General features: G+C 42.2%; 17 protein-coding genes. 12 read left to right on the top strand and 5 right to left on the bottom strand.

Annotation, left to right across the window (positions count from 1 at the left end; translation table 11 throughout):
- Positions 1–212 precede the first annotated feature (212 nt).
- The gene (gene betB, locus LCM11_RS14925) at positions 213–1,685 is read left to right on the top strand and encodes a betaine-aldehyde dehydrogenase (protein ID WP_224895070.1); all 1,473 of its coding nucleotides are present in this window, start codon (positions 213–215) and stop codon (positions 1,683–1,685) included.
- Positions 1,686–1,870: 185 nt separating this feature from the next.
- Positions 1,871–3,553 carry a choline dehydrogenase gene (betA, locus tag LCM11_RS14920; RefSeq protein WP_224895069.1) on the top strand — a complete coding sequence of 561 codons (1,683 nt, stop codon included), beginning with the start codon at positions 1,871–1,873 and terminating at the stop codon, positions 3,551–3,553.
- Between the two features lie 787 nt (positions 3,554–4,340).
- Here the strand turns inward: betA and ahpF are convergent.
- Both ahpF and ahpC read right to left on the bottom strand, forming a co-directional pair.
- The gene (gene ahpF, locus LCM11_RS14915) at positions 4,341–5,873 is read right to left on the bottom strand and encodes an alkyl hydroperoxide reductase subunit F (RefSeq protein WP_224895068.1); all 1,533 of its coding nucleotides are present in this window, start codon (positions 5,871–5,873) and stop codon (positions 4,341–4,343) included.
- Between the two features lie 12 nt (positions 5,874–5,885).
- The gene (gene ahpC, locus LCM11_RS14910) at positions 5,886–6,452 is read right to left on the bottom strand and encodes an alkyl hydroperoxide reductase subunit C (protein ID WP_224895067.1); all 567 of its coding nucleotides are present in this window, start codon (positions 6,450–6,452) and stop codon (positions 5,886–5,888) included.
- A gap of 693 nt (positions 6,453–7,145) precedes the next feature.
- Here ahpC and LCM11_RS14905 point away from each other — a divergent pair.
- The 4 genes from LCM11_RS14905 to LCM11_RS14890 all read left to right on the top strand — a co-directional run bounded on the left by LCM11_RS14905 (position 7,146) and on the right by LCM11_RS14890 (position 10,341).
- Entirely contained in the window at positions 7,146–7,775 is a 630-nt protein-coding gene (locus tag LCM11_RS14905; RefSeq protein ID WP_224895110.1) for a 2OG-Fe(II) oxygenase, read from the top strand.
- Between the two features lie 327 nt (positions 7,776–8,102).
- Positions 8,103–9,047, top strand: coding sequence for a ribose-phosphate diphosphokinase (locus tag LCM11_RS14900; protein WP_224895066.1), 945 nt, complete (start codon positions 8,103–8,105; stop codon positions 9,045–9,047).
- Between the two features lie 197 nt (positions 9,048–9,244).
- Positions 9,245–9,541, top strand: coding sequence for a hypothetical protein (locus tag LCM11_RS14895; protein ID WP_224895065.1), 297 nt, complete (start codon positions 9,245–9,247; stop codon positions 9,539–9,541).
- Positions 9,542–9,690: 149 nt separating this feature from the next.
- A complete protein-coding gene (locus tag LCM11_RS14890; protein WP_224895064.1) occupies positions 9,691–10,341 on the top strand; it encodes an SDR family oxidoreductase in 651 nt (216 codons plus the stop codon).
- A 74-nt stretch (positions 10,342–10,415) separates the two neighbouring features.
- Here the strand turns inward: LCM11_RS14890 and LCM11_RS14885 are convergent, their stop codons facing one another.
- On the bottom strand, positions 10,416–10,868 hold the full coding sequence (locus LCM11_RS14885) for a hypothetical protein (protein WP_224895063.1): 453 nt from the start codon (positions 10,866–10,868) through the stop codon (positions 10,416–10,418).
- Positions 10,869–11,196: 328 nt separating this feature from the next.
- Between LCM11_RS14885 and LCM11_RS14880 the strand changes: the two genes are divergently transcribed.
- From LCM11_RS14880 to LCM11_RS14870, 3 genes are all read left to right on the top strand, one after another.
- The gene (locus LCM11_RS14880; protein ID WP_224895062.1) at positions 11,197–11,847 is read left to right on the top strand and encodes a hypothetical protein; all 651 of its coding nucleotides are present in this window, start codon (positions 11,197–11,199) and stop codon (positions 11,845–11,847) included.
- 176 nt (positions 11,848–12,023) lie between these two features.
- Entirely contained in the window at positions 12,024–12,218 is a 195-nt protein-coding gene (locus LCM11_RS14875; RefSeq protein WP_224895061.1) for a hypothetical protein, read from the top strand.
- Positions 12,219–12,343: 125 nt separating this feature from the next.
- On the top strand, positions 12,344–13,081 hold the full coding sequence (locus LCM11_RS14870; RefSeq protein WP_224895060.1) for a TspO/MBR family protein: 738 nt from the start codon (positions 12,344–12,346) through the stop codon (positions 13,079–13,081).
- 69 nt (positions 13,082–13,150) lie between these two features.
- On the opposite strand, the gene LCM11_RS14865 is transcribed toward LCM11_RS14870, so the two are convergent.
- Positions 13,151–13,870, bottom strand: a complete 720-nt coding sequence (locus LCM11_RS14865) for a GntR family transcriptional regulator (protein ID WP_224895059.1) — start codon at positions 13,868–13,870, stop codon at positions 13,151–13,153.
- A gap of 466 nt (positions 13,871–14,336) precedes the next feature.
- Positions 14,337–14,903 carry a glycerol-3-phosphate responsive antiterminator gene (locus LCM11_RS14860; RefSeq protein WP_224895058.1) on the bottom strand — a complete coding sequence of 189 codons (567 nt, stop codon included), beginning with the start codon at positions 14,901–14,903 and terminating at the stop codon, positions 14,337–14,339.
- A 267-nt stretch (positions 14,904–15,170) separates the two neighbouring features.
- Between LCM11_RS14860 and LCM11_RS14855 the strand changes: the two genes are divergently transcribed.
- Genes LCM11_RS14855 through LCM11_RS14845 form a run of 3 tightly spaced genes read left to right on the top strand, consistent with a single transcriptional unit; the run spans position 15,171 to position 18,904 of the window.
- Complete coding sequence (locus tag LCM11_RS14855) at positions 15,171–15,947, top strand: SDR family NAD(P)-dependent oxidoreductase (protein WP_224895109.1); 777 nt, start codon at positions 15,171–15,173, stop codon at positions 15,945–15,947.
- A 29-nt stretch (positions 15,948–15,976) separates the two neighbouring features.
- Positions 15,977–17,416 (top strand): FGGY-family carbohydrate kinase, encoded by a 1,440-nt coding sequence (locus tag LCM11_RS14850; RefSeq protein WP_224895057.1) that lies wholly within the window; start codon positions 15,977–15,979, stop codon positions 17,414–17,416.
- 45 nt (positions 17,417–17,461) lie between these two features.
- Positions 17,462–18,904, top strand: coding sequence for an FAD-binding oxidoreductase (locus LCM11_RS14845; protein ID WP_224895056.1), 1,443 nt, complete (start codon positions 17,462–17,464; stop codon positions 18,902–18,904).
- Positions 18,905–18,989 lie beyond the last annotated feature (85 nt).

Below are 18,989 nucleotides of genomic sequence, written 5' to 3'. Positions count from 1 at the left end.
GTGTTCAGCTGAAATGTCAAATGAGTATGTAATCTTGATTAACTGTAAATGTTCAATTTCCTAGGCATCATAGGTATTATCCTTTATTCCATATCTTATTGAATTTGATGTTTGACGTAATTTTGACAGCCCAAATAAGACGTGTTAGTGTTTAAAATGTTAAATAAATTTTTAATAAAGTTAATTATACTTCAGGATTGGAGTTGATAGATATGGATTTAAAACTACAACAATACATCAATGGAAAATGGGTGGATGCGAATTCGGGAAATACGCGTCACATTATTAATCCATTTAATCAGGAAAGGATTGCTACGGTTCCTGAAGGTGATGAATCAGATGCAAAAGCAGCCATCACTGCGGCGAGAGAGACATTCGATAATGGGGAATGGGCTTTAACCCCAGCAATTGAGCGAGGAAAGGTCGTAACGAGAATTGCGGAGTTAATTGAAAGAGACAAAGAAGAACTGGCGTACTTAGAATCATTGGATACTGGTAAAACAGTGGAAGAAAGTCGCGGAGATATGGATGATATCGCTGGAGTGTTTCGCTATTATGGAGAACTTGCAGATAAAGATGGAGGACAACTGATTGAATCTCCGGTGCCGAATTCCAGCAGTAAGGTAGTACACGAGCCAGTAGGTGTCTGCGGGCAAATTACCCCCTGGAATTACCCTTTACTACAAGCATCCTGGAAACTGGCTCCAGCGCTTGCAACTGGAAACACTCTCATTATGAAGCCAAGTGAAATTACACCGCTTACTACCATTAAAGTATTTGAATTAATGGAAGAAGCAGGCATCCCTGCTGGTGTGGCTAACCTTGTGCTTGGCCCAGGTCATACGATTGGTTCTGAATTGTCCGGCAGTCCGGATGTAGATCTTATTTCTTTCACAGGCGGCATTGCGACAGGGAAGAAAATTATGCAGGCGGCAAGCGTGAATGTGAAGAAGCTCGCACTTGAACTTGGAGGAAAAAACCCGAATGTCATTTTTGCAGATGCTGATTTTGAATTGGCAGTGGACCAGGCGTTAAACGGAGTATTTTTCCACGCAGGACAAATCTGCTCCGCCGGTACAAGACTGATTGTAGAAGAAAGCATACACGATGAATTCGTCAAAGCCCTTGTAGAACGAGTGAAGAAATTCAAGCTGGGCAGCGGGTTTGAAGAAGATACTCAAATGGGTCCCCTTATTTCAGCTGAACACCTTGAGAAAGTAGAGAATTATGTGGAAGCCGGTATAAAAGAAGGGGCAACTTTAGCTGTTGGCGGCAAGCGCCCAGAAGACCCCGAATTGCAAAAAGGTTTCTTCTATCTGCCGACTATTTTCACAGACTGCACTACAGACATGCACATAGTTCAAGAAGAAGGCTTCGGTCCAATTATCACAGTTGAGAAGTTCAGGGCAGAAGAAGAAGCCATGAAGCTTGCCAATGATTCCATTTACGGGCTTGCTGGCGGCGTCTTTACTAAAGATATTGCCAAAGCTGAACGCTGTGCAGCGAAGATGCGTATGGGTACGGTATGGATCAATGAATTCAACCTATATTTCCCTCATGCCCCGTGGGGTGGATTTAAGCAGTCCGGTATTGGACGCGAACTAGGCAGGTTAGGTATAGAAGAGTACACAGAAACCAAGCATATCTTCCAAAACCTGAAGCCAGAACCTATTAACTGGTTCTAGGTTAATCATCTATTATTTAGTTTTATAGAATCGTTATCGGAGAGAAGCTGAGGTTAGAAAAGCTGTATTTGTTTTAGAAATCTTATATAAACAACTAATTTTTCATAAAGGAGGAGGGTTTTGTACAAGGGGTTTTTACTCTTCAAAACTTTTCTTCCAATTACAACATCTAAGGAGGAACTGACATGACAGAAGCATATGACATTGTAATTGTAGGAGGCGGTAGTGCGGGTTCTGTACTCGGTGACCGTTTAAGTGAAGATGGGAAAAAGAGTGTGCTAGTTTTAGAGGCGGGGCGCAGTGATTATTCATGGGACTTATTGATTCAAATGCCGGCAGCGCTGCCGTTCCCTTCCGGAAAAAATCTTTACGATTGGCAATATGAATCTGACCCAGAACCCTATATGAATGGACGTCGTATCCCGCATGCGCGCGGAAAGGTTCTAGGAGGTTCCAGCTCCATTAACGGTATGATTTATCAACGTGGAAATCCGAAAGACTATGAACGCTGGGGATCGGACAAAGGTATGGAAAACTGGAATTGGGCGCACTGCCTTCCATACTTCAAACGTCTGGAGAATGCTTTGGGCTCCCCGGATGATGAACTTCGCGGGCAGGACGGGCCGATTAAACTGGAGCGCGGACCTGCTAAAAACCCTCTATTCCAAGCCTTTTTTAACTCAGCTGTAGAGGCTGGTTATAACAAGACTCCTGATGTCAACGGTTTCCGTCAAGAAGGGTTTGGGCCGTTCGATAAGCATGTGTATAAAGGACAGCGTTTGTCAGCTTCACGTGCTTATCTGCATCCAGCGATGAAACGTGAGAACCTGACGGTGAGAACTCGTGCTTTCGTTACGAGTATTGACTTCGATGGTACTCGTGCCAAAGGGTTGACCTATAAACGAAACGGGAAGATTCATCAAGTCAAAGCAGGTGAAGTTATCCTCTCCGGCGGAGCCATTAATACACCGCAGCTTCTTCAATTGTCAGGAGTAGGGGATGCCGAACACCTTCGTTCCCTTGGGATTAAACCGGTTGTTAATCTTCCTGGTGTAGGTGAAAACCTTCAGGATCACCTTGAAGTTTACGTTCAACACGCGTGCCCGATCCCTGTTTCTGAACAGCCGAACCTGCAGAAGAGACGCATGCCTTGGATCGGTCTGCAGTGGATGCTTGGACGTACAGGACCTGCGGCAACGAATCATTTTGAGGGTGGAGGTTTTGTCCGTTCTAATGATGATGTCGACTATCCGAATTTGATGTTCCACTTCCTTCCAGTAGCGGTGCGTTATGATGGACAAAAAGCACCAACGGATCACGGGTTCCAGGTGCACATTGGACCGATGTACTCGGATGCACGTGGGTCATTAAAGATTCGATCGAAAGACCCGAAAGAGCATCCGAGCATGGTTTACAACTACCTGTCTACAGAACAAGACAAACGCGAGTGGGTGGAAGCGATCAGGATTACTCGAGAAATCATGTCTCAACCAGCCATGAAAAAGTACAATGCAGGGGAAATCTCGCCTGGACCTACTGTTCAGACAGAAGAAGAAATCCTGGATTGGGTAAAGGAAGATGCAGAGACTGCCCTTCACCCGTCTTGTACAGCTAAGATGGGACCTGAATCAGACCCAATGTCTGTAGTCGACCCGGAAACTATGAAGGTTCACGGACTAGACAATGTACGAGTGGTGGATGCATCTGCCATGCCTTATGTTACAAACGGCAACATCCATGCTCCCGTATTGATGTTGGCGGAAAAGGCAGCGGATCTCATTCTTGGACGTAAGCCTCTTGAGCCAATTGATGCAGACTATTATCGTCATGGAGTACATCCGGCTGATGCAGGTACAGTAACTAAATAACGCTTCTCGCAAGAAGGCCCCTATCCAGAAGAGTTTGTTTACGAAGCAAACCTTTCAGATAGAAGGCCTTTTCTTCTTTTAGAAAGACTTATTAAACTAAAGGGCTGATTAGTTGAAAACTTAGTTTCGAGATATTGTGTGGAGAAAGGGGCTCCAGGGAACGGCTCGCTTTCCGGCCCTGCACGATGCAGGGTCGTTCGACGTTGCCACACGACGTGGAGGTCTTAGTCGAACTTCTTATATGCGTTGAGTCTCCTCAGGCTGGCGCCTTCCGGGGCCTCACCTGTCATGTTCATCCCGCAGGAGTCTTCGCCGTTCTCTTCCGCTCCTTTGCGATTATTGAGAGCACGAAATCTCTGCATTAACGTCTTACAATGAACAAGGTCATCTATGCTGATTTTTACGTTTGTTAAAGCGTAGGAACCCTGTTATATAAGCATTTAAGGCAGACTCAGCTAGAGTCTTTTCTTCTATAGCAGGGTCCGTTCACTAGATATCGTTTGGGTGGCGAAGGAAACGACGAGACTCCCACGGGAGAAGGAGCTAGGCTAGACCCCACAAGGAGTGATAGCGACTGAGGAGGCTTGCCAGTTTCCCGTAGGAAAGCGAGTTGTTTCCGTAGCCGCCCTCATTCTTTTTTGCAACGGACCGGAGTTATCTCGAAATTGAGTCTTCAAGTAATGGGAGCTTTGCTTTAAGATCAACATGGGTGATTTTTACTTTTAAAGATAAAAAAACTCCGGAAGAGAGGCTCGTATTTGAACCTGTTTCCGGAGTTTCATTACTATTAATTTCTAATCAAGTAATCAAATGCGCCAAGAGAAGCATTTGCACCATCACCCATAGAAATAATGATCTGATTGTTTGGGCAGTCGGTTACGTCACCGGCAGCAAACAAACCAGGTACATTCGTAGAACCTTGCTTATTAGTGATGATTTCACCAATACGGTTGGTTTCTACATCTGCGTCTAACCATTCTGTATTCGGCACAAGGCCGATTTGAACGAAGACACCCTGAAGGGCAATATGCTGTTCTTCGCCAGATTCACGGTCGATATACGTAATACCATTAACGTTTTCGTCACCGGTGATTTCTGTCGTTTGGGCGTTTGTCTTCACATTAACGTTTGGAAGACTATTTAGTCGTTCCTGAAGAACCTCATCCGCTTTTAACTCGTCAGCAAATTCAAGCACCGTAACGTTTTGAACAATACCGGCAAGATCGATAGCTGCTTCAACGCCGGAGTTTCCGCCGCCGATGACCGCTACGTCTTTACCTTCAAACAATGGACCGTCACAGTGAGGACAGTAGGCTACACCTTTGTTCTTGAACTCTTCTTCACCTGGAACACCGATTTGGCGCCAGCGTGCACCTGTAGAGATAATGGCACTCTTACTCTTCAGAACACCGCCATTATCGAGTTCAAGTTCGAACATGCCGTCATTCTTTTCCAAACCTTTGACACGTTGAAGATTCATGATATCGATATCATAGTCTTTCACGTGTTCTTCAAGACTTGCTGCGAATTTCGGTCCTTCTGTATTTTTGACACTGATAAAGTTCTCAATGGTCATGGTATCAAGAACCTGACCGCCGAAGCGCTCGGCCACAACTCCCGTGCGGATTCCTTTACGTGCAGCATAAATAGCAGCACTGGCACCTGCAGGGCCACCGCCGACAACTAATACATCGTATGGGTCACGGTTTGTAAATTCTTCTGGAGATGGACCGTCACTAATTTTTGCAACAATTTCTTCAAGAGTTATACGACCGCCGCTGAAGAATTCTCCATCAAGATAAACAGCTGGAACTGCCATTACATTTTTTTCTTCTGCTTCTTCTTTAAAAGCAGCGCCATCAATCATGGTGTGAGTAATGCCAGGGTTTATTACACTCATAATATTTAGAGCCTGAACCACATCCGGGCAGTTATGACAGCTTAAACTGACAAATGTTTCGAAGTGATACTCTCCGCTGATATTTTTAATTTGTTCAACCATAGTATCATCAATTTTCGGAGGTCTTCCACTTACTTGAAGTAAGGCAAGAACCAAGGAAGTGAATTCATGACCAAGGGGAACACCGGAAAAGGTAATACCTGTTTCTTCTTGCGGACGGTTCACGCTGAAGCTGGGTGTACGTTTAAGTTCTGCATTTTTAACTGTAATTTTCGGTGACATGGAGGTAAGCTCATCGGTGAGAGCCAGCATATCACGGGAGACACTATCGTCTCCCGCGCTGACTTTCAGTTCGATGTCACCTTCTAAAAGCTTTAGATATTCCTCTAATTGTGCTTTTATTTGTGCATCTAGAACCATTTATTTCACTCCTTAAATTTTGCCAACTAGATCAAGGCTTGGCGTAAGTGTTTCTTCGCCTTCTTCCCATTTAGCCGGGCAAACTTCGCCAGGATTATTGCGTACATATTGAGCAGCCTTGATTTTGCCTACAAGGTTATCTGCATCGCGGCCAATTCCACCTGCGTTAATTTCTACAGTTTGGATAACACCGTCCGGATCAATTACGAATGTACCGCGTTCAGCCAGGCCATCTTCTTCGTTCAATACGTCGAATTGACGGGAAAGCTGTTGAGATGGATCGCCGATCATTGGGTACTGGATTTTGTTAATTTTTTCAGAGCTATCGTGCCAGCCTTTGTGTACGAAGTGAGTATCTGTAGAAACAGAGTATACTTCAGCACCAAGTTCTTTCAGAGTTTCATAGTTATTTTGAAGGTCTTCCAGTTCAGTTGGGCAAACGAAAGAAAAGTCTGCTGGGTAGAAGCAAACAACGCTCCACTGACCTTTGAAATTTTCTTCTGTTACATCAATAAAGTCTTCACCGTTTTTGAATGCTTTTGCCTGGAATGGTTGTACTTCTTTTCCGATTAGAGCCATAGTAGAATTCCTCCTGTATTTGTTTTAGGTTTACTGCTGCTCAAAGCAGTTTTTTATAATAATTCTAATCCAATAGCAATTATTATATAAAATGCTTTTTTTGTCAACATCTACACAACGCTGTCGAATGGATATTGCTGTGTACTAAAAAAGTGAAAGGAGTTACATCCCTCAACGAGGAATTAAAACCTTATATTACACGTATAACAAAGAAGTGGTTATACTGTCTAGGCAAAAGGATTAAGAAGTACTTTTCAGGGAGTAAAGTGTAGTGGATCTACTGTTTATTTTCATAAACAAGGGAAGGATTAAAGGTTGTATTATCAATAACGTAATATAAATGAAATTAGTGCCAGCACATTGGGGAGAAAATCGTATATTGATTTAGAAGGGCACTAGTTCGGTAACTAAGTTAGCCTAACTTGTTTAAAAAACTACTGCCCTGTAAAGCACATGATGTATTTCCTCTTTCTCGAACAATAAGAACAATGCGAGATGGATATAAACTCTCGGGGAGATTATCAGTTTACCTAGAGATAAGAATTCTTTAATTGTGAACAAACAAATAACTTTCATGAAATATAAGGAAAAAATATCAATAAAATGGTAATATATCTATAGTAATCTATTTAAAAAAGGCCTTGTTTTTGGGAGCGTTTTATTAAAATCAGAAGAGGTTGATGAAAAGTGACAATGCCAGTGAAAGAACCTTCCATTTTTGATCATCGGGGACACAAAATTATTACCGAAGACCGTGAAATAGCGATTATAGCTAAAATGGATAACCCAATGATTGCTGTTCTTGGGAACGTAGTAAGTGAAGAAGAGTGTGAAAAGCTTATTCTTCTGTCCAAAAGCAAAATGAACCGATCGAAAATTGGATCAAATCACGAGGTGAGTGACATTCGCACAAGCAGTAGCACGTTTCTCCCGGAAGATGATCTAACGGCCAAAATTGAAAAACGTGTGGCACAAATCATGAACGTTCCTGTTGAACATGGAGAAGGGCTTCATATTTTAAATTATAAACAGGGGCAGGAGTATAAAGCACATTATGACTACTTCCGTGCAAAGGCTAAAGCAGCTAACAATCCTAGAATCAGTACGCTTGTCCTCTACTTGAACGATGTGGAAGAGGGAGGAGAAACCTATTTTCCTCATATGAATTTGTCCATCTCCCCGCACAAAGGCATGGCCGTCTATTTCGAATATTTCTATTCCGATCCACTCATCAATGAACGCACTCTTCACGGTGGTTCGCCGGTCACTTCCGGTGAAAAATGGGCTGCGACGATGTGGGTTAGGAGAAAACAATACAGGTAAGAGCACATATTTCATCTGCAATTAATTAAGAACATCTTTAAAGGGGTTATATAATCCTTTGAAGGTGTTTTTTCTATGCAATCCCTTACCTTGCCATAGTGTTTTACAGTCATGGTAATAACGAAAGTAAATCCAATCCTTTCATCTAATCTCTATAGCTCTAGTGGTTAAAAAAGCTTAGAAGGGTTCAAGTCTGAAGAACCGGTGTCTATATGTTATAATATCGTAAATGTATTTACAGAATAATGACTAGAAATGTCCTCTTCCTCTGAAGGGTGGACAGCTACATAATAGCATTTAAAAATTTTAAGTTCGGGAGAGATTTACATGAGTTCAAAGTCTGCAATGAAGCTGTTTACGTTAAACTCCAATGAACCTTTAGCACAGGAAATATCTGAGATATTAGAGACACCATTAGGAAAAAGCTCCGTTGTTCGTTTTAGTGATGGCGAAGTGCAAATTAATATTGAAGAAAGTGTGAGGGGTGACGATATTTATCTTATCCAATCCACCTCTCAGCCGGTTAATGAACACTTGATGGAACTATTAATTATGGTTGATGCCATGAAGCGGGCTTCAGCCAGAACGATTAACGTAGTACTGCCTTATTATGGATATGCCCGCCAGGATCGAAAAGCTCGTTCCCGTGAGCCAATTACAGCAAAGCTGATTGCCGATTTACTTGAATCAGCAGGTGTTTCAAGAGTCATAACCATGGACATGCATGCGCCTCAAATTCAAGGTTTCTTTAACATTCCTGTTGATCAGCTGCTAGGCACTTCTATCTTGGGTCAATACTATAAAGAAAAAGATATGAAAGACATCGTGGTCGTAGCACCGGCTACAAGTGGTCTGAGCCGTGCCCGCAGAATGGCAAATTTATTGGACACTCCGATTGCTTTTGTCGATAAGCGGAGAGCTGAACCGAATTCTGATGAGGTTATGAATGTGGTAGGCTCCATTGAAGGGAAAACAGCTATCATCGTGGACGACATGATTGATACAGCAGAAACGGTGGTACAGGCAGCATCCGCTCTGATAGAAAGCGGAGTGAAGGACATTTATGCCTGCGGTACGCATGCTGTTTTATCAGAGCCAGCCGTTCAGAAGATTCAAGATTCTCCGATTAAGGAACTGGTCATTACGAATACAGTCTTTTTACCGGAAGAAAAGCAGATTGATAAGATCAAATCACTTTCTGTGGCTCCATTGTTTGCGGATGCGATTGTACGTGTCCAAACGGATCATTCAGTGAGTGAACTCTTCGACTAGAAGAGCAATAAGTATCTTGGAAAAACATATCGTGAAACCTGTGAAAAAATGATCTCTTGAAAAAGAGATCATTTTTTATGGGAACATGTTATAGTGCATATCCTTGAAATAAATAATAAATTTGGGGATCTTACCCATACTATCTATATTCAGCAATCGTTAATGCATAGCTGTTTAATTAGAGAGAGGTGAAGGATATGGAGGAGTTCCCCATTATACATACTAACGTTTGGGATGTATTAATTGCTGTTCCTGTGGTTATCATTGTTACGCAGCTTTTAAAGAAGTTATTATCTATACCGAAAAGCTTAGTCCCTGGTACAGCTGCGTTAATGGGGTTAATCATCGGTGTGTTTTTTGCACACCCAAATAATGTTTGGGCTGGTATCTTTATGGGCTTCTTCTATGGAAATGCGGCTGTTGGAGGATATGCTTCCATCAAAACTTCTCTTATCGCATTTAGGAAGAAAAAGGCTAAAAGTCAGCCTGGGTAAAAAATAGCATGAATAGTAAAACGATATTTGTCATCTTCCCTATTCATGGTTAAGGCAAGTTTCTAGACATCTTCCTGTTTTTTCATCTACGATAATAATATGAATCACGCAATGAATTCAGATTGTAACTTAGAAAGGATGAAGAAAAGATGAAAGTACTTGTTGTAGGAGCAAACGGTCAAATTGGTAAACACCTGGTATCCACTATTCAGGAAAGCGACAAATTGGAAGCTAAAGCTATGATTCGTAAGCCGGAACAGGCGTCCTATTTTGAAGATAAAGGAGCCGAAACCGTAGTTGTTGATTTAGAGGATGACATTGAGACAATTGCCAAAGCGGCTGAAGGAGTAGATGCGATCGTATTTACTGCAGGTTCTGGACCGCATACTGGCCCGGACAAAACGGTCCTTATCGACCTGGACGGGGCTGTGAAGACGATCGAAGCCGCTAAAGCCGCTGGCGTGAAGCGGTATGTGATGATCAGTTCGTTTGATACGACCCGTGAAGCTATTCAGAGTGCCCCTTCATCCTTTGCTCCATACGTTGCAGCTAAACACTACGCTGATGAATGGTTAAGAGGAACAGATTTGGATCATACCATCATCCACCCTGGTATGCTGACGAATGATGAAGGAACCGGGCAAGTAGAGGCTGCATCTAAAGTTGAAAGAGGGGAAGTTCCAAGGGAAGATGTAGCAAACGTAATTGCTGCTGCTTTGGAAGATGACTCAACAATTGGTAAGGAGTTTCAAGTTGTGGGCGGTACTACCGCGATTAAGGAAGCTATACAATCCCTTTAAGTTGATTCAAGGAAAAGGCAATTCACCATTATGGTGTTTTGCCTTTTTTATTTGTACAGAGAGATGAAGAGAGTTCAGGGGTAGACATTAATTTTGTCCAATTTGCGAATGATTAGATGAATCATAATAAATCCACCGAGGTACATGAGGAAGGTGTAGAAGACGCTCCATTTTTCATGATAGGTCAATAGGTGAATAGAAAGAGCTATGGTTTCAACTCCAGTCATCCCCAGTATAAACATTAAGTACACCCACACCGGTTGTTTCTCCTTGTAGTAAAGAAAATACGTAAACCATATAGCGGATACCGTAAAAATACCTAAATCAAGAAACAGTGTATTTAAAAGTACCACATTTGAGGAAGTGTGAATTGTCCAAAGACCTATTTGGATTCCGAGTTGATTTAAAATCAATGCAATTAAAGCAGCAAACGGAGCAACGGTAAATATAATTTTTGGTGCTCTCTTATAGACATATCCGGTAGTCAGCCAAGGGATGATGAAGCCTAGCACAATCATCAGTAACATATGAACCACCTCCTTTTTTACTCATCTTTTCTAATAAATAGTAGGAAATATACGTGGAAATAAAATGGTAATTGTCGAGTGCTGACTTTTCTTTACATAGAAAATAGGGGTGAAGGTAATGGATGGGTAGTTTAAATTATCTGTCAGGTTTGTCTAATGATCTACACTTTGCTCGGATAAATTAAATTTGGAGAGGTTGAAAGGGAATGTTTTTCGTTTATCCAAATAAAGGTTATTTCATAATACTGGAGAATCTAATACTTGAAGAGTAAAAACCAAAATAAGGTAGTGAGGTGAATGTAAAATTAAAAAGGGCAGTCAATTTTTAATGGAACAGTACGTTAATCATCACTCACAAGATCTTAATAACAGTATTTTAACGAGTTCTCCATCACTGATTTCGTTTATGGATAAAAGCGAAAATATTACTTGGTATTCTCCGCTGGAAAATGAAAATCATAAAGAGTACCGCAATGAGTTTCTCGATTTGGATGTTGAATGGAAAAGCGCTAAATCGCAGTTGAAGGATTATTGGCCGGCTCAAGGTCCAAGGTGGGACGGCATCGCAATGGTTCAAGGCAAGGATAGTAAGAAGGGATTAGTATTAGTAGAAGCCAAAGCTCATGTAAAGGAAATGAGGTCAGAATTGAAAGCAACGGATCCGCAGAGTATTGATCTGATCAAACGAACTATAAGAGAGACAAAGGATGTGTTTGGATCAGGTTCCTCCATGCATCCATGGTTAAATCAGTACTACCAGTTATCCAATCGATTAGCTTACTTGTATATACTGAATGAAAAAATGAAGATTCCTACCTGGCTTGTGCTTGTGAATTTCGTTGATGATGAAAGTCATAAGCCAACTTCTGTTAACCAATGGGTGGAACATTACCAGGAGGTATTTGCAGAATTGAAGATGAATTTGGATTCTTCAACCCTGCTGAATCGGTTGGTGACTATATATATACGGCCAGTATAGAAAAAATGGGCAATCCCATCGTATATCCTTAAAGCAGTTTAATAGCCTGCTACGATCTCCAGTGAAGTATCATTCATCTGCAAACTAATAAGTTATTGCTGTTTATAGCAAACTATAAAAGTTCCTTATAAATCTTTTTCCTTTTGTCCATACTGTTCCTAAAAAGGGTGATAAAGATGACTTATATGGAGAAGACCAATCAGGTGATCATGGAACTGAAGAAAGAAGAGCGAGCTCAGTTCGGCAACTATTCTTATAGTCCAACCGGTTTTACAGATGGAAAACAGGATGTCCCGGAGTGGGAAGTCCGGCAGTTTGTTCTAAACTATTTCTTAATTCTCGAAAACTCAAATAAATACCAATACAAATAGACTCCCTTTTTGGGAGTTTTTATTTGCTGCCCTTTTTAATGTTCTCGTTTCCTTGTAAAAACGTTTTATTCAGGGGGGAGAAGGAATAATATGTATCATAAGTGTTTTTGAAAAGGAGTGTTCCTATGGGTAAAATCATTTTAAATCTACTCGCTTACCTACTTGTTGTGGTGGTTAATGGACTCGCCAATACGCTGCCGCTTAATGGTCAGACGACGGGGGAAATTTCCAACAGGCTGAACGTCCTGTTTACTCCAGCTGGATACGTGTTCAGTATATGGGGATTAATCTACCTGCTGCTTGGCCTCTGGGTTCTCCGCCAGTTTCCAGCCAGCAGACGAGATCTGCCTATTTATCAAGTGGTAAGTGGTCTCTTCGTCTTAAGCTGCATTTTAAACAGTCTTTGGATTTTTATGTGGCATTATAACTTATTTGGACTATCAGTCATTGTCATGATCCTATTACTTCTTACTCTTATTCGACTTTATGTGAAAGCAGAAGCGGTCGATGCTTCGTTTTTGGACCGGCTGCCATTTTCCGTTTATCTGGGGTGGATCAGCGTAGCTACTATTGCTAACATCAGCTATTACCTAACTTACATTGAGTGGAACGGATTTGGAATTTCAGCTTCTGTCTGGACGTTCATTCTTCTCATTATTGCGACTCTGCTTGCCTTCTATATCTTAATAACGAAGTATGACTGGGTGTATCCACTCGTGTTTGTATGGGCGTTCGTCGGAATAGGGGTTCAAAATCAGGATGCAGATGTGCCGCTTGTGGTGTACTCCTCTTATATTCTTGCTGTTATTATACTGTTGGTCACTGTCTTTTACGGGTTTAAACAGAAAAAATCAACGGTATAAATTCAAATTAAAAGGGTGCCCCTCCCATGTAGTAGGAAGCACCCTTTTTCTAATGTTCAGCTTTTCAGCTTACTGATTATTCGGTCTCTTAGCGCGAAGTGTAAATTTATATTCATCACTCTTAAAATAGTTCTCACTGTACTCGAAAACCGTCCCGTCAGTTAGAATACTATAGGACTGCATTTTTAAAATAGGGGTAGATTCATCAACGGTTAAAGTCTCTGCGATTTCTGGTGTAGGGAGAATGGGAATCACTTCCTGAAAGCTTTCTTTAATCTTTTTCCCTACTTCTTTTTCAATATAGTCATATTTTGATCCCATCATTATTCCGTACGATAGATTTGGAAACATCGTGACCGGAAGATAGGTTTCTTCCAATACGCAAGGGATATTATCCACGAGTCTCTGTCTGCGCACGAAAAAAACTTGCTCTCCATCTAATAGCCTAAGCATCCGTTTGATGTAATCAGTGGGGGCAATTAATTGGAATTCAAGGATTCGATTGACCGGCTGTTTATTTAGCTTTACCATTTCTTCGGTAAAACCGATTAACTCAAATATATTATGTTCAATCTTTTGTTCTTTTACATAGGTTCCGCTTCCTTGAATTCTCTCTAATAATCCTTCTTCTACAAGTACTTTAACAGCCTGCCGCACAGTGACCCGGGAGGCTTGATACTGTTCAGAAAGATGAACCTCTGTGGGGATGGCCTCTCCTTCTTGCCAACTCCCTTCAGAAATATCTTCTCTTATTTGTTGAGCAATTCTCCGGTATAAAGGAGCTGCCATGCGAGTTCCCTCCTGTTCGTCTCTAACCCCATTATACCCAAATAGCTTTATATTTTCGATATAAATGTTGACGTAAAAAATGACCTGTGTTTTCTTTTTCCTGATGATTTACCATACAAAATTAATGCCTGTATGGACTTATTCACATGAAAAAGCAGAACCATCTTCATTTACAATTAAAGAGACCTGCCATGAATTTAAAGTTTCATAGCAGGCTTTTAATAGGGGCTATGTGATTTTGCTGATAAGCTTCAGGTTACGTAGGGCTCAATTTCGAGCCTTTCTTGAAAAAAGTGACGGTTGGCAAAAAGATACTGAGTCCTTTCGAAATGACAGAATCCAGTACTCGAGAATCCAGTTCTATATTAACCAGATTTAACTATGTTAAAGACAAATTTTCACAGCCTTTTAATTAGAATAGCAGAGAGTGTGAAAGAAGGAAGAGGAGCAAGGGGGAGAAAATAAATTACATATACCAGACTTCATTATTTGTAGAGGAAATGCCGATGGCTCCCGCTTGTAAGGCTGTAACCACATCTTCTTTTTCACAAACTAAGCCACTGGCTATAATGGGAACGTCAATTTTATCTTTCACCCATCCGATAGCTTTGGGCATCATACCTGGAAGAATTTCGATAAAGTGCGGATTGGAGTTTGCGATTTGTTTATCAATGCTTCGAAAAGAAATAGAGTCAACCAAAAAGAATCTGTGTACGGTATAAAAGCCGTAGTTTCGGGCTGCGTGAACCATCTGGGCTTTAGTACTAATAATACCGTCAGCCTTGGTGCTTTCTTTTAAGAATTGCAAAGCAACTTCTTTATTAGACGTACCTTCTAATAGATCCACGTGTACAAAAGCAAGCTTCCCACGAGCTTTCACTTGGTCCACAATTTTCCCGACATTGATGATATCGCTGTTTAAAATAAAGACGATGTTACAGTCTGTTTGGATGGCTTCCTGCAATCCACTTTTATCTTTGACCGCAGAGATTACGGGATTTTCTTCGAGGACTTCTTCTATATACTGTTTCATGACAATCTCCTTATCCAGTAAGTTTTCACTCCACATTATATAGCAGAAGCTGGTTGATGGAAAATTAAACGGGTTTGCACGTGTAATGGTTGTTTTGGCTCTGTGTTCATATAAAGGAGCTCAGGTTGACAGCTTATAAAGAGAGTTCTATACTATTAGACAGATAAGTTACTAGAGCCGAGAGAAAAGTAACTTCCCCTGGGGGAAGTATGCTTTTCTCTCTTTTTTTTTGGCTCATATATCCAGGGGAAGGGAGTGAATACAGCAATGAAACTGACAGATTTTACGATGGATTTCTTTTCTCTAAAAGGTCAGACGGCTCTAGTTACAGGGGGGAACTCCGGACTTGGCCGTGCATTTTCAGTGGCTCTGGCAGAAGCAGGGGCGGATGTTTTTATTGCAAGTTTGGCAGAAGATGATGGAACCACAAAAGAGCTTATTGAAAGTAAGGGTTCTCGTATGGAATTCATGCAAGTCAATATTACAGAAGAGGGCGCTGCGAAGCGGACGGTTGAGCAGTGCATCGAAACCATGGGTTCTCTCGATATTGTAGTCAATAGTGCGGGAATGAATAAGGTTGCCGGTTTTGATGAATTTGGACGGGAGAAGTGGGATCCGCTTATCCAGGTCAATTTGACCGCTGCGTTTGAAGTCAGCCACGAAGCCGCCAAAACTATGATTCCTAAAAAGCGCGGAAAGATTATTAACATTTGCTCTGTGTTTTCCTTTCACGGAGGAAGCGGATCACCGGCCTACGCAGCTAGTAAGCATGGGGTGGCAGGATTAACAAAAGCATACTGTGATGAGCTGGCTGGCTATAACATTCAAGTGAATGGGATCGCCCCTGGCTATTATGCGACGGAGCTAACTCAGGAAACAAGAAACAATCCTGAGACGAACCAAAAAGTACTGGACCATACACCGGCCAATCGCTGGGGAGAGCCTCTGGACTTAATGGGAGCAGTCGTCTTTCTGGCAAGTCGGGCTTCTGACTATGTAAATGGCCATATTCTGGCTGTGGACGGCGGCTATCTCGTTCGATAATAGAGAATCGAAGGGAGGGTGTCACGAACATGAATAACAAATACTTAATTGGAGTGGATGGTGGTTCTCAAAGTACGAAAGTCGTAATCTTTGACCTTGAGGGAACCATTGTCAGTGAAGGCAAAAAAGCTTTAAAACCTATGGAGCTTCCAAAGCCTGGAGTGGTGGAACATCCTGAGGATGATTTATGGGATTCCCTGATTGAGGCAAGTCAGGAAGCCATGAACAATTTTACGGGCAATAAGGAAGATATTCTTGGTATTGGTCTCTGTACCATCCGCTTTGTCCGTTGTTTACTTACAAAGGATGGAACCTTGGCTTCTCCGGCGCTCAGCTGGATGGACGAGCGAGTATCTAAACCGTATGAACACGTTAATTCAGAGGTGGCTTATGTAACCACTTCTTCAGGGTACATTACCCATCGCCTGACCGGGCAAACCAAAGATTCAGCCGGTAATTATCAAGGGATGTGGCCCATTGATACAGACGCGTGGGATTGGAGTGAAAGCGAAGAGGTTTTTGATTACTACAATATTCCTCGCGAGATGCTGTTTGATCTTGAATACCCTGGGACCATTCTTGGGGATGTCACAAAAGAAGCTTCGGAGGCGACTGGCCTGCCGGATGGCATTCCTGTCGTTGCCACAGCGAATGACAAAGCAGTGGAGGCGCTTGGGGCTGGTATGATTTCGGAAGATGATGGCCTCGTTTCGCTTGGAACTTATATTGCCGGGATGGTTCACGGGAGCGAAAATCCCGCGGACCCTGAGCATTATTTTGCCAACTTTGCCGCCATACCAAATGAATATCTTTACGAGTGTGGAGGTATAAGACGAGGGATGTGGACGGTTAGCTGGTTCAAAGAGCTTTTAGGAGAAGAGTTGACCAAAAAAGCAGAAGAACTTGGTCAGTCTCCAGAAGAGTATTTGAATCAAGAAGCTGCAGGGGTGCCAGCCGGAAGTGATGGTTTGATGACGGTACTCGATTGGCTGGCTCCTGCGGATGAACCGTTTAAGCGAGGAATGATGATCGGTTTTGACGGCCGTCACACTCGTGCTCATATGTATCATTCCATTCTTGAAGGTATTGCTCTTACGATGAAAACTCATGTGGATGCGATGAGCGCAGAGCTTAACAAGCCAATTCGCAGTCTTTACGTTACGGGTGGAGGTTCCAATGGGGATTTGTTGATGCAGATTTTTGCCAACGTTTTTGGGATCCCTGCGAAGCGGACAAAAGTTAACGGTTCGGCCAGTCTTGGTTCAGCGATTAATACGGCTGTAGCTCTAGGAGTATATACCACTTATGAAGAGGCCATTAAAAAGATGGTTCAGGTTAAGGATACATTCCGTCCAGAACAAAACAAGCATCAGTTTTATACCCGAATGAACCACGAGGTTTACCAGCAGATCACCACCCATACTGACGATCTTTTGAAGAAATCTTACCAACTGTTTCATGAATCATAAGCTCGTTTAATTTTATATAAAAAATACGCAAAGGAGTTTTTATTGATGACGTTAACGAAAGAGCAAATTATCAGCGATGTTCAGTCCATTGTTTCTGAGGAACAAGTGATTACAGATGAAGAAGTCATGAAGGAAAATAGTGTGGACCGTTTCAGAAAGTATGAAACCATTCACGGCGTTTATACCCAGCCACTTCCGGCCGCTGTCGTAAAAGTGAAGAGTGAACAGGAAGTATCCAACCTGCTGAAATATATGAATGAAAACAGCATTAACGCAGTGCCAAGAACAGGTGGGTCAGCTACAGAAGGTGGACTTGAAACCGCTGTTGAGAATTCTCTTGTGATCGATGGGTCAGCCATGAACGAAATCGTAAGCATTGATTCCTACAACATGCTGGCTACAGTTAAGTGCGGGGTGCCTCTTGAAGAGCTTGAGGATCAACTGCGTGAACAAGGTTTAACGACGGGCCACTCTCCGCAGTCTAAGCCGCTTGCTCAAATGGGCGGGCTGGTAGCTACAAGAAGTATCGGCCAGCTTTCTACGCTATATGGCGGTATTGAAGATATGGTGATTGGCGTGGAGGCTGTATTTCCGAACGGAGAAATCACGAAAATTAAGAACGTGCCAAGACGTGCTGCAGGTCCGGATATTCGTCATATCATCATTGGTAACGAAGGTGCTCTCTGCTACATCACCGAAGTTACGGTGAAGGTTTTTCAATACCAGCCGGAAAATAATCAGTATTATGGCTATCTTTTAGACGATATGAAGACAGGATTTGAGATTCTTCGTGAAGTTATGGTGAAAGGATACCGTCCTTCAGTGGCTCGTTTGTATGACCCGGAGGACGCAGCGGATCATTTTACGTTCTCTAAAGGGAAATGTGTTCTGATCTTCATGGCAGAAGGTCCGAAGTCAATTGTTGAAGCAACTGGACAGGCTATTGAAGAGATTGTGGGTCAATATAATGAAGGCGAACGTGTGGAGAGCAGCTTAATCCAAAACTGGTTTGAGAACTTGAACTGGGATCCTTCCAAGGTTATTGAAGAACGTCAGGAAATTAAAGAAACGGACAATATAGGATTTACCACAGAAGTATCCGGCTCCTGGGGTGTAATCCATGATATTTATGAGCGCTGCATCAAGCGCGTTCGTGAGGAAATTCCTCACATTACGATGCTTGGCGGCCATTCTTCCCACAGTTATATGAATGGAACAAACATGTATTTCGTTTACTATTACGATCTTGTAGACATTAAGCCTGAGGAAGAAATAACGAAATATCATTATCCTATCAACAAAATTATTGTAGAAGAGACCATCGCAGCGGGCGGTTCTATGGTGCACCACCACGGAGTTGGAAAGCATCGAACCCCTTGGATCAAAGATGAGTACGGTTCTTCTTACTACATCCTGGAAACTCTGAAAAAAGCCTTTGATCCTAATGGAATTATGAATAAAGGTACAATTTTTCCTAAAGAAGACTAAGAAGGGTACATTCTAAAATATTGCTGTGGGAACGAGCTGCGCAAAGAGTCGCGGCTCGCTGCCTTTCAGCAGGATGAAATAGAGG

The organism is Halobacillus halophilus, assembly GCF_020171985.1.
Taxonomy (GTDB): domain Bacteria; phylum Bacillota; class Bacilli; order Bacillales; family Halobacillaceae; genus Halobacillus; species Halobacillus halophilus_A.
Note: the sequence above shows the minus strand (reverse complement) of the source record. Positions and strands in the feature narration are given on the sequence as shown.